The 12,459-nt window shown below is 43.3% G+C and carries 10 protein-coding genes; 5 read left to right on the top strand and 5 right to left on the bottom strand.

Going from position 1 to position 12,459, the window contains the following annotated elements:
- Nucleotides 1-85: 85 nt before the first annotated feature.
- Nucleotides 86-1,282, bottom strand: coding sequence for an acetate kinase (locus M4S28_RS12415; protein ID WP_004734016.1), 1,197 nt, complete (start codon nucleotides 1,280-1,282; stop codon nucleotides 86-88).
- A 344-nt stretch (nucleotides 1,283-1,626) separates the two neighbouring features.
- Here M4S28_RS12415 and yfbV point away from each other — a divergent pair, with 344 nt between their 5' ends.
- The 4 genes from yfbV (at nucleotide 1,627) to M4S28_RS12395 (ending at nucleotide 7,130) form a co-directional block, all read left to right on the top strand.
- Nucleotides 1,627-2,079 carry a terminus macrodomain insulation protein YfbV gene (yfbV, locus tag M4S28_RS12410; RefSeq protein ID WP_017084030.1) on the top strand — a complete coding sequence of 151 codons (453 nt, stop codon included), beginning with the start codon at nucleotides 1,627-1,629 and terminating at the stop codon, nucleotides 2,077-2,079.
- 349 nt (nucleotides 2,080-2,428) lie between these two features.
- Entirely contained in the window at nucleotides 2,429-3,394 is a 966-nt protein-coding gene (locus tag M4S28_RS12405; protein WP_249631900.1) for an ABC transporter substrate-binding protein, read from the top strand.
- Between the two features lie 190 nt (nucleotides 3,395-3,584).
- Nucleotides 3,585-5,474, top strand: a complete 1,890-nt coding sequence (gene malZ / locus M4S28_RS12400; RefSeq protein ID WP_249631899.1) for a maltodextrin glucosidase — start codon at nucleotides 3,585-3,587, stop codon at nucleotides 5,472-5,474.
- A gap of 189 nt (nucleotides 5,475-5,663) precedes the next feature.
- Nucleotides 5,664-7,130, top strand: a complete 1,467-nt coding sequence (locus tag M4S28_RS12395) for a GGDEF domain-containing protein (RefSeq protein ID WP_249631898.1) — start codon at nucleotides 5,664-5,666, stop codon at nucleotides 7,128-7,130.
- A 41-nt stretch (nucleotides 7,131-7,171) separates the two neighbouring features.
- On the opposite strand, the gene dusC is transcribed toward M4S28_RS12395, so the two are convergent.
- Both dusC and M4S28_RS12385 read right to left on the bottom strand, forming a co-directional pair.
- Nucleotides 7,172-8,128, bottom strand: a complete 957-nt coding sequence (dusC, locus tag M4S28_RS12390) for a tRNA dihydrouridine(16) synthase DusC (protein WP_017084026.1) — start codon at nucleotides 8,126-8,128, stop codon at nucleotides 7,172-7,174.
- 71 nt (nucleotides 8,129-8,199) lie between these two features.
- Nucleotides 8,200-8,754 (bottom strand): prepilin-type N-terminal cleavage/methylation domain-containing protein, encoded by a 555-nt coding sequence (locus M4S28_RS12385; protein WP_017095952.1) that lies wholly within the window; start codon nucleotides 8,752-8,754, stop codon nucleotides 8,200-8,202.
- 202 nt (nucleotides 8,755-8,956) lie between these two features.
- Here M4S28_RS12385 and M4S28_RS12380 point away from each other — a divergent pair, with 202 nt between their 5' ends.
- Nucleotides 8,957-9,577, top strand: a complete 621-nt coding sequence (locus M4S28_RS12380) for a YecA family protein (protein ID WP_249631897.1) — start codon at nucleotides 8,957-8,959, stop codon at nucleotides 9,575-9,577.
- Between the two features lie 123 nt (nucleotides 9,578-9,700).
- Here the strand turns inward: M4S28_RS12380 and dsbB are convergent, their stop codons facing one another.
- Together dsbB and nhaB are read right to left on the bottom strand one after the other, a co-directional pair.
- A complete protein-coding gene (gene dsbB, locus M4S28_RS12375; protein ID WP_032545975.1) occupies nucleotides 9,701-10,210 on the bottom strand; it encodes a disulfide bond formation protein DsbB in 510 nt (169 codons plus the stop codon).
- A gap of 146 nt (nucleotides 10,211-10,356) precedes the next feature.
- Nucleotides 10,357-11,949, bottom strand: a complete 1,593-nt coding sequence (nhaB, locus tag M4S28_RS12370; protein ID WP_004734008.1) for a Na(+)/H(+) antiporter NhaB — start codon at nucleotides 11,947-11,949, stop codon at nucleotides 10,357-10,359.
- Between the last annotated feature and the right edge of the window lie 510 nt (nucleotides 11,950-12,459).

The raw sequence follows: 12,459 nt of genomic DNA, 5'->3' as shown, positions 1-12,459 counted from the left end.
AATTGGGGTAGGAATAGAAGTTGAGCCCCATTTTCTTGATATGAAAAACTGACTAGCTTCGAGTGAAGCTAGTCAGGAAAATCAATTAAAGACCTGCTAGTTTCGCAGTGTCTTCAGCAATTACTAGCTCTTCATTAGTAGAGATAACCATTGCAGGGATACGGCTGTTAGCTGTAGTGATAGTACCTTCGCCGCCGAAACGTGCTTTAAGGTTAGCTTCGCTGTCAACTTCGATGCCGAAGATGCCTAGGCGGTTAAGAACCATTTCACGGATTGGGCCAGAGTTCTCGCCGATGCCGCCAGTGAAAGTGATTGCGTCTAGACGACCTTCTAGAGTTGCAGTGTAACCAGCAACGTACTTAGCTAGACGGTGACAGAACACGTCCATTGCACGAGTTGCTTCTTCTTTCTCACCGTAGTTGTCTTCAACGAAACGACAGTCAGAAGTCACTTCAGTTAGACCAGCAAGACCAGATTCTTTAGTTAGCATGTTGTTGATTTCTTCAACAGAGTAACCAAGAGCGTCGTGTAGGTGGAAGATGATCGCAGGATCTAGGTCACCACAACGAGTACCCATTACTAGACCTTCAAGAGGAGTAAGGCCCATAGAAGTATCTACAGATTGACCGTTCTTGATAGCACATACAGATGCGCCGTTACCTAGGTGACAGTTGATGATGTTAACTTCTTCAACTGGCTTGTTTAGTAGACCAGCAACTTCACGAGTAATGAACAGGTGAGAAGTACCGTGCATGCCGTAACGACGGATGCCGTGCTCTTTGTACAGGTTGTACGGTAGAGCGTATAGGTAAGACTCAGAAGGCATTGTTTGGTGGAACGCAGTGTCAAATACAGCAACGTTTTGTAGACCAGGGAAGTTCTGTTGAGCCGCTTCGATACCGATAAGGTGAGCTGGGTTATGAAGAGGTGCGAAAGTCGCAGCGTCTTGAATACCCTTAAGAACTTCATCAGTGATAAGTGCAGAAGAAGTGAACTGCTCGCCACCGTGTACGATACGGTGACCGATAGCGCCAAGGTTAGCTTTAAGCTCAGGCTTAGAAGCAAGAATAGTTTCTACCATGAAAGATAGTGCTTCTACGTGAGCTGCGCCCGCGCCTAGTTGTGCTTCATGCTTGCCGTCAAGTTTCCACTTCATACGAGCTTCTGGAAGACCAAGACACTCAGCAAGACCAGTTAGGTGCTCAGCACCTGTTTCTGCATCAACAACAGCAAATTTAAGAGAAGAACTACCACAGTTTAAAACTAAAACTAGCTTAGACATTAATGACTACCTGTTTATTTTTCTGATCGAAATCAGTTAAGGATGAAAATTAATCTCAAGAATAGTCGAAGCACATAGGCTTGCGTACTAACCTTGGTCAAAAAAACGTTAATTTCCGTATTAAAGTGAAAGCGCACTTTTTCAGAAAAAGAGGCTTTTGCATTCCTTGCAGAAGTCGTCTCAAAGTTGCTTAAATTGTAAATAAGGGCAACAATGAGATTGAGGTCTGCAAATAATAGCGATATTGTGCAAATATAACAAAAAAATTTGAAAGAATATTATTTTTCGTCAAATTTTTGTGTTTTTAGTTGATGATTTCAACTTTTTTTTAATGGGAGACTCATATGAGTAATAGAGTTGGTTTAGCGAGCAGTTTAAAAGATGGCCAAAAGTACATGGATCTCTGGCCTGTTCGAAAAGAGTTAAACGCTATCTTCCCTGAACAGCGCATCATTAAAGCCACGCGTTTTGGTGTGAAAGTGATGCCAGCGATAGCTGCTATTAGTATTCTGACACAAATGGTCTTCAACAATTATCATGCGATGCCGCAAGCTGTGGTTATGGCGTTGTTTGCGATCAGCTTGCCGCTTCAAGGCATGTGGTGGTTAGGTAACCGTTCGAACACTCAATTACCGCCAGCATTGGTTTCTTGGTATCGAGAGTTGCACGAGAAGATCAGCGAAACAGGTTTTGCATTGGAACCAATGAAACCACGCCCTCGTTACAAAGAGTTGGCGATCATTTTGAATCGCGCATTTCGTCAGCTAGACAAATCTTCAATGGAACGTTGGTTCTAGCAGGTCGTCTTATCTCTCCCTCTAGTCTGAGAACAGTCATACATCATCGATAACTCGTTCTCAGATTTGCTCCTCTCTTCTAATCGCTTCACTTGCCTTTTATTCGCTTAGCCTCCCTTGATCCACATAGCCTTGCCTTTATTTGCCGTGCTTATCTTGTATTCATTGAGTTTCTTACCTTTTGAATTAAACAAACCCGCTTATCCCCGCATAATTCGAACCTTGTTGTATTTTTGTTAAATATCACTTCAAGTTATCAATGGTTACTGGTAATAATGTCAATAGTGATTTTTGATGTTGTTCTCTTCGAGCGAGTAATAACGAGTAGAGCTTGATTTAGGGAGCGATAATGAGTTCTGTAAGAAAGGTATTGGCAGCGGTTTTAAGCTGTCTGTTGTTGCTATGGACTGGCAATGTAATGGCGAACGTCGCCAAAGTGTCGGTTTCACAAGTTGTCGACCATCCAGATCTGAATGCGACGCGTCTAGGGCTTCTTGAAGGGTTAAGAGCCAAAGGTTACGAACCGGGAAAAAATTTAGAATTCTCCTATGAAATGGCTGATGGTAACCCCGCTCAGGCAGCAAAAATTGCCAGAGAACTAGTCAGCGAAAACCCTCATGTCTTAGTGGGCATCGCGACACCGACTTCGCAAGCTTTGGTTTCTGCGACTCGCTCAATACCGATTGTATTTACCGCGGTTACGGACCCTATCGGTGCAAGGCTTGTTAAGCAATTGGATAAACCGGGACGAAATGTCACGGGCCTTTCTGACTTATCACCTATTTCCCAACACGTATCTCTTATTAAAGAATTACTCCCTAATGCGGATTCAATCGGGGTGGTTTATAACCCCGCCGAGGCAAATGCTGTCGCGTTAGTTGGGCTATTAAAGAAGTCGGCACGAGATTTTGGTTTTACTCTGCACACTGAAAAAGCGCTAACCATCGATGATGTAGAATCAAAAACCGAATCCATTGCTAAGAAGTCGGATGTTATTTACGCATTGACAGATAACACTGTTGCAAGTGGTATCGAAGGGCTTATAGAAGCTGCGAACCGGGCTGGAACGCCAGTGGTTGCCGGAGCGACGTCTTACGTGGGTAAGGGGGCGATAGCTGGCTTAGGTCTAGATTATTATGACGTTGGGGTGCAAACCGCCGATTATGTGGCTGCTATTCTGAACGGAGAAAAACCGAGTAAGCTGAGTGTTAAAACTGCACAGAGTTCGCAACTGGTTGTGAATTTGGATGCTGCTCGTGAGCTTGGTGTCACATTGCCTCAGTCTGTGATTGATCGTGCGATAGTTAGCCGTTGATGGAGTAATTGAAAATTGGCCCTCCTCTTGAAAAATGGTCGATTCATTTGATCATTTTGAGAGAAATCGACTTACTGTAAACAAAGTGGATCTACAAAACGTGATCTACTTTGACTGATGTTATTTTTCTCGTTGTGGTCAAAGAAATTTTTCATATCTTAAGCAAATTAAATATTGCTCGAGAACCGCTATGAAACCTTTTATCTTTCATGCTCAAACCTCCGATTACTTCCACGAAAAAGAGGGTGTGCTAACCGTAACATTAGTGTCTGAACGCACTGACTGGAATAAGGTTCAGTTGAGGCATGAGCCAGATAACGAAGAGTATCTACTCGACATGGTGCAAGTTGGTACTGAAGGGCGGTTGACGCTGTGGCAAGCCTCTTTCCCTGCGAATACAGACAGAAACGTTACTCACTATGCGTTCAAGCTTGTCGATTCAAAAGGACAGTATTGGCTTGATGCTAAGGGCGTCCATAGCCGCGTTGCGAGTCGTGAGTTTCACTTTAAGTTTAATACCCAACATCGCCCACCATCATGGGTGTCGGAGCAGGTATTTTATCAAATCTTCCCTGAACGATTTTGCAACGGAAATCCGAGCATCAGTGTCAAAGCGGGCGAGTATCGCTTAAAAGAAGATACCTTAGATGTTGTAGTGAAAGAATGGGGCGAGTCTGTCGAAGGACACAATGGAACGGGTGCTGCAGAGTTCTTTGGTGGTGACCTAGCGGGTATTCATAGCAAGTTAGATTACCTGCAAGATCTAGGCATCACCGCGTTGTACCTCAACCCCATTTTTCAGTCACCGAGCAACCATAAATACGACACAACCGATTACTACAATGTCGACACCCATTTCGGGACCAATGATGAGTTCTCTGCACTTTCAAAAGACATTCACACGCGTGATATGAGAATCGTTCTGGATGCGGTATTTAATCACACTTCGGTTGAGCACCCTTGGTTTGATAAACTGAAAGCCACTGACTCCGGTGCATATGACAACCCAGGTTCGGCATTTCATGACTATTATTTTTTCGACTCCGAAAACACTCAGCAATATGTTAGTTGGAAAAATATTAGCTCACTTCCAGTCTTAAACTTCTCCAATGTTTCCGTGCGAGAACATATATACCAGTCACAAGACTCTGTGATTAAGCACTGGTTAAAAGCACCTTATAACATCGATGGCTGGCGCTTCGATGTGATTCATATGTTAGGTGAAGGGGAGGGAGCCTATAACAACGCACATTATGTGAAAGCATTCCGTGACTCAGCAAAAGCAGAGAACCCCGAAGCCTACATCTTGGGAGAGCACTTCTTCGAGGCCACATCATGGTTACAGGGAGAGCAAGAAGACGGGTCGATGAACTATTATGGATTTGCTCACCCAGTTCGTGCGCTACTGGCCAAGCAAGACATCGCGTACGAGCCGATTGATATTGATATGTTGGCTTTTTCTGATTGGTTAGCTGAAGCGAGAGCTAAAGTTCCTTGGTTGAATCAATTATCGCAGCTAAATCAACTGGACAGTCATGATACGGCTCGACTGCTAACGCTTCTAAATGGTGACCAAGCTAAGCAAAAACTGGCGCTGACGTTACTGTTTACTTATGTCGGAACTCCATGTTTGTACTATGGGACAGAAGTGGGATTAGAAGGTGGTCAAGACCCAGACAATCGCAGATGCTTCCCGTGGGATAAAGAAGATACTTCACATTGGTTCCCTTTCCATCAAGCGTTGATAAAACTAAGAACAGAACGCCGCAGCTTACGAAGTGGTGCTTACCTAGAGTTATATTGTGATGCAGAGACGTTAGTGTTTACTCGTTGCCTTAGGGGTGAAAAGACACTGGTTGTGCTCAACCTATCTCAAGATGAAAAAGTGTTGTCTTTACCTGTGTGGATGCTTGGACAAGAACAAGGGAAGTTGATTGAATTACAAGGTGAGTTGATTGACTTACAAGATGAGTTAGTTGAGTTACAAGGTAAAGTGAAGGGCGAGTCAATTGTTAATGGTGTCGTTGATCTTGTGGTCACAGCGATGAAAGCTAAGATTTATGACGTGGTAAATCGTTGAATTTAAACTGACTAAGACAGTATCCGCTAACCCTGCTTAATGCAGGGGTAGTTTTTTAAAGGAGTCGATTGTTCAATGATACGGCCTGATTCATATCAACTTACACTCTTTTACCTCGAGGAAAATGTCCATTAATGTAATAATATTAATGAAGTAAATGAAAACAGCTGATCGCTAAGAGCACATTATATGAAAGTAAACAGGCACTTTAGCCTTACCTTTGTCTTCGGGTTTCCCGCAGTGATCGCCGCGATGCTACTTGGCCTAATAGGAAAGAACCACTTTGACGCGGTAGAAAAAGACATCAGCAGCGAATTCAACCGTATTGAAGATGTGTTCAAAGGAACCACTAAAGTTGTCACCGCCTTAGACTACAGTTTCTCAAATTACTACAAATCCGGTAATCCTCTTTTCCTCGACCACAACAAGCAAGTGGTTGATGGTCTTTGCCGTATTTGGCCTATCGATAGCCTGCTTCTTGCCGATGGCAAAACTACCGACATTCCTTCCGTTGATATTGATTATATGCTGGTCGGTGAAAAATCTTTGTGTACAGAAACCAGCGGTACCTATAAAAGTGCTTCCGAGAAAATAGCCCTAGCACCTATTCTTTCATTTCTCTCTCAACTTGATGAATTCCACAATGGTGTGCATTTTATTGATAAACGCGGATACGTTATTTCGTCACCGGAAGATTTTGCTAAAGAGTTAGGAAAGGAATTACTTTCGACCATCAAAAGCCGTCCATATTGGCAAAGAACCGCTAACAACCCAGATCTACTGACTTTATCTGGCCCTGCATATCGGTTTGACTCCCTTGATCGAATTATTAGTATGACGATTCCCGTGTTCCATCAAGGAGTGCACCAAGGGATGCTCTCAGTAGATATTGATGCTGACAGGTTACTCGCGAGCTCTAATGAGCACCTAGCGGGTCGGATCGATATTATTGATACGACTTTAGCTAACCCGATTGATACGGCCACGTTCTATCACGAGATTAAGCTAGAAGGGGTCGCGTCTCATCATGCGATGTACTACGAGTTGGATCTTGCTAGCGAAGTGGAGCACTTTTTCGTTTATGAAAAAGACAGCCTAATCGTCGCTATTATCGTGTACCTGTTCTCGGTTACGATTTTCTTTTATGTTAACTCCAATATTGAACGTGGTTACTTCAAAGAACTAGCAGCTAAAGACCCAATGACCGGGTTATTGAATCGACGAGGCTTAGAAGCGTTTTGGCGCAGCGTAGAGCACGATCAACTGTTTGCCTTAACGGTATTTGATATCGACGATTTTAAGTCAATTAATGATACTCATGGCCACGATAAAGGTGATGATGTGATTCGTTATATGTCACGTCAAATTAGTAACAGTGTTCGAAGTAGTGATGTGGCAGCACGGTTTGGCGGAGAAGAGTTTGTCGTTTATATGAAAGGCGATGATCGTGAGACGCTGATAAGGACACTAGAACGTGTAAAAAATGCGGTCTGCGCGAACTCGGCCGACATTGTTCCTAATGGATTTACGGTATCTGGCGGTGTTTGTATCGTTGAAACAGAGAAAAACAAGCTTAACTTTGAAGAGATATTTAAATACGCCGATGAAAAACTGTACGTGGCTAAGACGACGGGTAAAGACCGGATCGTATTTTAGCCACGCTATGAGGTTCAATATCGCGATAGGGGGGAACTAACTCAAACGGGTTGGTGGTATTCTTCTTGATAACGTTGAAGGCGCTCTACAATGGGGGGCGCCTTTTTGAAAGTACGAATCTCTTTAAACAGTTCGTTCGCTTCAGGGTAGCCTTTACTTAAATAGACAAACCATTGTTTCACTCTATTGGGGTAGTACATGCCTTTATCCCCTTTAATTTGAAACTCGGAATAGCGCAGTAAAAGTGCGATTACTTTGTCCCATGGCATTTTCTGGTGGTTGTGCTTAACAACGTTGCCAAGATTGGGAATATTAAAAGCGCCGCGGCAGACCATTAATGAGTCGACGCCTGTAGCTTCTATGCAATCTTGACCATCTTGGTAGTTCCAGATTTCCCCATTGGCAATCAACGGCAGAGAGGTTTTCTCTCTTATTTGATTGATGTAATCCCATTTGATTTCACTGGCTTTATAGCCGCCAACTTTGGTTCTTGCATGCACAGTGAGTTCGTCAGCTTTTGCTTGCTCGATAGCGTCGACAATTTCAAAGCACTCTTCCGGGTGCTCCCAACCCAATCGGATTTTTGCGGACACGGGAATATGCGCAGGGACTGCTTCTCGACAGGCGTTCACCACTTGATAGATGAGTTCTGGCTCTTTTAGCAGTGAAGCCCCACCATTACTTTTGTTTACCGCTTTTGCCGGGCACCCAAAATTAAGATCAATGCCTTTAGCGCCTAAGTTTGCCGCTTGAAAAGCATTTTCGGCCATCCAGTTCGGGTGTTGCCCTAGAAGTTGCAGATGGATTGGCACACCAGCCATGGTTTGAGAGCCTTGATGCAGCTCTGGGCAAATACGGTGGAACACATGCGGAGGAAGAAGTTGATCAACGACGCGCACAAACTCTGTCACACAGAGATCGTAATCATTGATCTCTGTAAGAATCTCACGCATTAGGTGGTCTAGTACGCCCTCCATAGGGCCAAGTATTACTCGCATGCTGCTTTACCGAAACTAAGTGAACCGAAAAATTCGAGGCGTGATTGTACGGTTTGTTAGTTAGATTGTCACTAAGGAGCGGTGTTCGCCATTTCTCGGGTTACTCTCACTTCTCCGGTAATCGGTGAATAATAGAGAATGGGTAAACGTTCAGAAGTTGTAAAGCTTGGAGTGTAATAGTAATAGCACTCGGGTGTTCCTGTATACCAACTAACAATCGCTTCATCAGAAGGAAGGATAAAGCCAGTGTCATATTGAGAACGAGCGACTAAATCAGAATCAATTAAAGAGTTCCAAAGTGCCACACATTGGTCACCTTCTACTTGCGGACCTCCTGTAGGCGGTTGTTCTCGAACCGAAATTGGAAAACCAGTTTCCGACGGATATACATCACCTTCACCATAATTCACCACTTGATCAAAAGCAGGCTCACCATCGACAAGCCATTGCGAGTGGTACATATCTATGCTGTTTCTAAATGCTGAAAACGCACCTTGCGCTAACGCTTCATGAGCGTCTCGCTGAACACCAAGAAAACGAGGCGCCGCGGTTACCGCTAATACACCTAAAATAACGACCACCACGATAAGCTCGAGTAATGTAAAACCTTGGGACCTTGATTTCATGATGAATACGCCTATATGTAACTGAATGTTTCAGTGAGCGTTTTACACCCAATATTCTGATTATCAAAGCGAAATATCGACGATATTTGAATAGCAATGGTTTGCGTATGGTTATTGACGGGAAAACAGAGGAAAGTGGTTGGCGACATCTTTGGGAGTATGGCGTTATAATATCGAAAATGCCCCAATATTCAGAGCTTTCATGACATATCAATTATTAAGCCTACCGGAATCAATCACTGACATTACTCCACAGTTCATTGAAGGTTCAATCCTTGCTTCCAACTTAGCGACCAAACCACTCGATCCTGAAGAATGGTTAGCTATCGTTGCACCTGAAACAGGTAAAGAGCTTGTAACAATCGTGACGGAACAGATTAATCGCCAGCACAACCTGATTCAGCGTAGTGAATACTTACTGACAGACGTACTTGTTGAAGGCAACTTTAACGAGCAATTCGCAGATTTCGCTGAAGGCTTTATGATGGTTTGGCCAACAGTGGAAAAGCAGTGGCAAAGTGTGACTGTCGCGGATGGTACTCTGCGTATGCTGCAAGCACTCCTAACAACCTTGATGCTTGGGATTGATGAAGAACAAACTCAGCAACAAATGGTTGCGGCCGGGCTCGAAAATCCACCAGCGCTTGCCGATTTAATCGATCAGATAGATCTGATGATTTCAGAGGTTGCAATGGCGGCTGATGAGGCGATGCTGGGTAATAAGTCACAGAGTGTGAACCCATTTAAAGATATCGGTCGAAACGACCCTTGCCCTTGTGAAAGCGGCAAAAAGTTTAAACAATGCTGTGGCAAAAACAGCTAATCACGGCTTGTTGAGTAAATCAGCTTGAGTAACAGACTTTCTTTAAGTGATAAAAATCTTAAGCGATAAAAAAGTCGACCTTGTGGTCGACTTTTTTGTTGTTCTAATTTGGATGATCTAGTGTTAATCGTTTTTCGATTTTACAAATTGAGATATAACCACAAAACCGAAAGCAACCAAGTTACCCGCAAAGATAATCACTAGCCATTGAGGCATTGAAAGCTCTAAGAACTGCCATACCACCTTGCTACAGTCACCGTAAGCTTCAAACATCCACGGAGCCCATTGGTTTAAAGGTGCCCAGCTAGGGAAAGTAACGAATAAATCACAGGTTGCGAAAGGAGACGGATTAAACTGGTAATCGACGTGCTCTAAAGCCAACGTCAAACCTTTGTAGGCGCCAAATCCCCAACCAGCAAGGCCTAACCAACGTGATATCGGGTTATTCGGAGCAATAGCACCAATCATTGCAGCGACACCGATAGCAAGCATAGCAACGCGCTCATAGATGCACATCACGCAAGGGCCAAGCATCATCACGTGTTGAAAGAAGAGAGCGCATGCCTCAAAAAAGACAATAAAAGCCAGTAGTAAAAGCCAAGATAAACGTCCCTTAGAGAAGTCTTTGAGCATTGCAAAAAAGTTCACGAATTTAATCCCGTCTATAAAATAAAAAAGCTCTGAATACTCAGAGCTTTTTATCTTGGATAAGTTTCCTAATCAACTAATATTTTTGATTAGTTAGATACACTTATTGTGTTTCGCAACACAAAATCGGATTAGTGACCACCAGAAATCACTGGAGCGACAACCTCACCAGTACGCTGAATGATCCAACCTGCATCGTAGAACCAAGCGGTCATCGGCTCGACGAAGAACACGATACCAGCAAGGCCAACAAGAGCCAGTACGATAGTATATGGCAAAGCCATGATAACCATGCGGCCGTAAGACAGTCTAATTAACGGGGCAAGTGCCGATGTTAATAAGAATAGGAATGCAGCTTGACCGTTTGGCGTAGCAACAGAAGGTAGGTTAGTACCTGTGTTGATAGCAACAGCAAGTAGGTCAAATTGGTCACGAGTGATGATGCCTTCAACCAGTGCAGTTTTCACTTCGTTGATGTAAACCGTACCTACGAACACGTTATCTGACACCATCGATAAGATACCGTTGGCCACATAGAATAGTGCGAGCTGTGCACCTTTATCTTCAACGTGAAGTACTGCATCGATCACTGGCTTAAACAGTCCCTGGTCAATGATTACAGCAACGACAGCGAAAAAGACAGCAAGAAGTGCAGTAAATGGTAGCGCTTCTTCAAAGGCTTTACCCATCGAGTGCTCTTCAATTACACCAGTAAACGCCGTTGCTAAGATGATAACTGAAAGGCCAATCAAACCGACTTCAGCGACGTGAAGCGCAAGGCCTACGATAAGCCAAACTGCGATTGCACTTTGAACCCATAGTTTTGCTACGTCTTGTTTTGTACGGTTTGCGCGTTCTTTGTTGTCAAATTCAACTAAGATTTGGCGAACGTTATTTGGCAGTTCTGCACCGTAGCCAAATACTTTAAATTTCTCTACAAGTGCACAAGTGATAATGCCGCAGATGAATACAGGCAATGTTACTGGCAACATACGGATGATAAATTCACCGAATTCCCAGCCTGCTTGCTTAGCAATCACTAAGTTTTGCGGTTCGCCTACCATGGTCATTACACCACCGAGTGCAGTACCTACACCAGCGTGCATAAGTAGTGAACGTAGGAAAGCACGGTAGTTTTCTAAATCGTCACGTGTAAGCTCAGAGATCTCTTCATCATGAGTATGATCGTGCGCTGACGTTGTGCCCTTACCTGATGCAACCTTGTGATAGATAGAGTAGAAGCCAACCGCAACGCTAATAACAACGGCGATTACTGTTAGAGCATCTAAGAATGCTGACAAGAAAGCAGCTGCGATACAGAAAGCGACAGAGAGTAGGACTTTGGATTGAATGCCAAGCAGGATCTTCGTGAAAATGAACAAAAGCAGTTCTTTCATGAAATAGATGCCAGCAACCATGAATACTAATAAGAGTAAAACTGGAAGGTTTGCTTGTAGCTCATGATAAACCATTTCGGGTTTGGTCATGCCAATGGCGACCGCTTGAATTGCCAATAAACCACCCGGTTGAAGAGGGTAGCATTTTAGAGCCATAGCTAGAGTGAAAATAAACTCAACCACTAATAGCCAGCCCGCAACAAATGGGTCAACTAGGAAGAAAACAAACGGGTTGATGATTAAAAAGGAAATGATGGCAAGTTTATACCAATCAGGAGCCTTACCAAGGAAGTTCTTGATAAAAGCGTTTCCGAGAGACATCGGCATGTTAATACTCTTTTATGTTGATTATGAATAGATAAGCAATACAACATTTGAGAATCGAGCTATAGAGGTTGTTAAAAACTATAACTAACAGTGACTTAGAAAAACTACATTCCATGTAATGTTCTGTGGTCTTGCCAAGTCACTCCCTTAGAAACTCAAGCACTGCTAATTTTTGAGCGCAACTCTACTCTTAGATAACATTTAGTCAACAGGAAAACCCCTGTAGCCCTAAAAATACCTCTTTTTTGTTGAGAAACGCGATCAAAGTAGCGCAAGCATACCACTTAAAATGTGATAAAAACCGACTAGAATCAATATTTCAGCGAAATGATTGAAATTAACAGAATAACGACGGTTTATATATGATTATTACAACTTAATATTGCAAATTAATAACTTTGAAATTATGACCAATCTCATTGATTTTAAAGAAAATTTGTTGTGTTAATGGTTTGTTGAAATGGTGGTTTATCGTTGCTTGCTTTTCAAACCTAGGGTGCAAACGTGTGC

The organism is Vibrio sp. J383, assembly GCF_023503985.1.
Lineage (GTDB): Bacteria > Pseudomonadota > Gammaproteobacteria > Enterobacterales > Vibrionaceae > Vibrio > Vibrio splendidus.
This window is presented reverse-complemented; position numbering and strand designations above follow the sequence as displayed.

What these genes read in the sequence shown, in the direction of transcription:
- M4S28_RS12395 (WP_249631898.1), top strand. Translation starts at nt 5,664, where the DNA reads ATGAAAGTAAACAGGCACTTTAGCCTTACCTTTGTCTTCGGGTTTCCC.
- dsbB (WP_032545975.1), bottom strand. Translation starts at nt 10,210, where the DNA reads ATGCTCAAAGACTTCTCTAAGGGACGTTTATCTTGGCTTTTACTACTG.
- M4S28_RS12415 (WP_004734016.1), bottom strand. Translation starts at nt 1,282, where the DNA reads ATGTCTAAGCTAGTTTTAGTTTTAAACTGTGGTAGTTCTTCTCTTAAA.
- dusC (WP_017084026.1), bottom strand. Translation starts at nt 8,128, where the DNA reads ATGCGAGTAATACTTGGCCCTATGGAGGGCGTACTAGACCACCTAATG.
- malZ (WP_249631899.1), top strand. Translation starts at nt 3,585, where the DNA reads ATGAAACCTTTTATCTTTCATGCTCAAACCTCCGATTACTTCCACGAA.
- yfbV (WP_017084030.1), top strand. Translation starts at nt 1,627, where the DNA reads ATGAGTAATAGAGTTGGTTTAGCGAGCAGTTTAAAAGATGGCCAAAAG.
- nhaB (WP_004734008.1), bottom strand. Translation starts at nt 11,949, where the DNA reads ATGCCGATGTCTCTCGGAAACGCTTTTATCAAGAACTTCCTTGGTAAG.
- M4S28_RS12385 (WP_017095952.1), bottom strand. Translation starts at nt 8,754, where the DNA reads ATGAAATCAAGGTCCCAAGGTTTTACATTACTCGAGCTTATCGTGGTG.
- M4S28_RS12405 (WP_249631900.1), top strand. Translation starts at nt 2,429, where the DNA reads ATGAGTTCTGTAAGAAAGGTATTGGCAGCGGTTTTAAGCTGTCTGTTG.
- M4S28_RS12380 (WP_249631897.1), top strand. Translation starts at nt 8,957, where the DNA reads ATGACATATCAATTATTAAGCCTACCGGAATCAATCACTGACATTACT.